Origin of the sequence: Robiginitomaculum antarcticum DSM 21748 (assembly GCF_000365025.1) — a bacterium.
In the GTDB taxonomy this organism is placed as follows: Bacteria; Pseudomonadota; Alphaproteobacteria; order Caulobacterales; family Maricaulaceae; genus Robiginitomaculum; species Robiginitomaculum antarcticum.
In genome coordinates, this window is record NZ_KB823015.1 from 1 (window position 1) to 1,457 (window position 1,457).

At 49.6% G+C, this 1,457-nt stretch carries 2 protein-coding genes; both read left to right on the forward strand.

Annotated elements, in window-relative coordinates:
* The first annotated feature begins 8 nt into the window (after positions 1-8).
* The gene (locus H142_RS17295) at positions 9-143 is read left to right on the forward strand and encodes a hypothetical protein (protein ID WP_407689924.1); all 135 of its coding nucleotides are present in this window, start codon (positions 9-11) and stop codon (positions 141-143) included.
* A gap of 49 nt (positions 144-192) precedes the next feature.
* Positions 193-1,350 carry an acyl-CoA dehydrogenase family protein gene (locus H142_RS0113630; RefSeq protein WP_017932708.1) on the forward strand — a complete coding sequence of 386 codons (1,158 nt, stop codon included), beginning with the start codon at positions 193-195 and terminating at the stop codon, positions 1,348-1,350.
* Positions 1,351-1,457 lie beyond the last annotated feature (107 nt).

Sequence of the window (1,457 nt, forward strand, 5' to 3'; positions counted from 1 at the left end):
TAAATAATTTGGGATGGACGGTTTACCGTTATTCCAATGATGAAATTTACCATGAGGTCGATTCCGTGTTGGACGACCTTTATATAAAACTTGAGTCGCATCTTGCGGCCTCCACTGCCGGGGCGGGGGAGGTGGGCGCGTAGCGCTCGGAGGGGGTGGCAACACCTCAAACACAATAAATAGGAGAGACTAATGGGCGCTTTAAATTTTAAAAATCCGGACTGGTATGACGAAGAAGATATCAATATTTTCCGCGAGGCCGTGTACGGGTTTTACGACCGCGAAATGGCGCCGCATTCGGAATCCTTTCGAAAGAATAAAAAAGTTGATCGCAAGTTTTGGAATATGGCTGGCGATATGGGCCTTTTAAACTGTGCTATTCCGGCAGAATATGGCGGCGGAGACGGGGATTACCGCCACGAAATGATTATTATGGAAGAGTTGGTTAAAGCCAATGTCGACGGCTTTGGTCTGTCCCTTCATAACGCAATTGTTGCGCCTTATATCCTGCATTACGGCACGGAAGAGCAGAAGCAAAAATGGCTTCCGCGCATGGCATCCGGCGAGTTTGTCGGCGCGATTGCCATGTCAGAACCGGGAACGGGCTCCGATCTACAAAACGTTAAAACAAGCGCCAAAAAAGACGGCAATGGCTGGCTGATTAATGGCTCTAAAACATTCATCACCAATGGCGGTACAGCCAACCTGATTATTATTGTGGCCGATACAGGCGGCGAAGGTAAGTTTTCTAAATCGCTTTTCGTTGTTGAAACGGACCAGCTGGAGGGTTTTCGCCGCGGCCGTATTCTCGATAAAGTCGGCATGGACGCGCAAGATACAGCCGAGCTGTTCTTTGATGATATGAAAGTCCCTGCTGACGCTTTGCTTGGCCCTGAGCCGGGACAAGGCTTTATTCAGCTAATGCAGGAGCTCCCCCAAGAGCGCCTGAACATTGCTGTACAGGGCGTGGCGCAAATGGAAGCTGCATTGGAGCTGACGATTGAGTATTGCAAAGAACGCAAAGCGTTTGGCAAGCCGATTATAGCCTTCCAAAACACTCAATTTGAACTCGCCGAATGTAAAACGATCACGCAAATCGCCAAGACATTTGTCTATGATTGCGCGGAAAAACATTTGCGCGGTGAACTGGACACGGTCACGGCGTCTATGGCCAAATATTGGGTCACGGATAAAGAATGCGAAGTTATTGACCGCTGCCTTCAGCTTCACGGCGGCTACGGCTTTATGAATGAATATCGCATTGGCCGCATGTATCGTGACAGCCGCGTCCAGAAGATTTACGGTGGTACAAATGAGATCATGAAAGTGGTTATCGGACGCAGTTTGTAGTCATTTCTAAGACCACCCCCTCCGCTTCGACCTTGGGTCTCAGCACCTCCCCCGCCTTGGCGGTGGAGCCAGATGAAAGCTAACCCTAAAACAAGAGGTCAGGCGAA

Excerpts from the sequence above, each read along its gene's own strand:
- H142_RS0113630 (WP_017932708.1), top strand. The coding sequence starts at position 193 with ATGGGCGCTTTAAATTTTAAAAATCCGGACTGGTATGACGAAGAAGAT.